This is a genomic window from Clostridium sp. UBA4548 (assembly GCF_002387895.1).
Classification (GTDB): Bacteria; Bacillota; Clostridia; order Clostridiales; family Clostridiaceae; genus Clostridium_J.
This window is the reverse complement of record NZ_DGLI01000002.1, coordinates 7,469-7,701: the sequence shown is the minus strand read 5'-3', so window position 1 is coordinate 7,701 and position 233 is coordinate 7,469. Positions and strand designations below refer to the sequence as shown.

2 tRNA genes are annotated in these 233 nt (G+C 49.4%); both read left to right on the top strand.

Going from position 1 to position 233, the window contains the following annotated elements:
• The first annotated feature begins 23 nt into the window (after nucleotides 1-23).
• Nucleotides 24-108: transfer RNA gene (locus tag B3040_RS01240), tRNA-Tyr, on the top strand.
• A 5-nt stretch (nucleotides 109-113) separates the two neighbouring features.
• Nucleotides 114-189 (top strand) — tRNA-Val (locus tag B3040_RS01235).
• Nucleotides 190-233 lie beyond the last annotated feature (44 nt).

Sequence of the window (233 nt, the reverse complement as noted above, 5' to 3'; positions counted from 1 at the left end):
TTCCTATTGCCAGCTCCAAATGTGGAGGAGTTCCCGAGTGGCCAAAGGGGGCAGACTGTAAATCTGTTACGTTTCGTTTCGATGGTTCGAATCCGTCCTCCTCCACCACATTAGGTCGCATAGCTCAGCTGGGAGAGCATCTGCCTTACAAGCAGAGGGTCACAGGTTCGATCCCTGTTGCGACCACCATTTACACTTAAATTTAATAAATATGCTGGCATGGCTCAACGGTA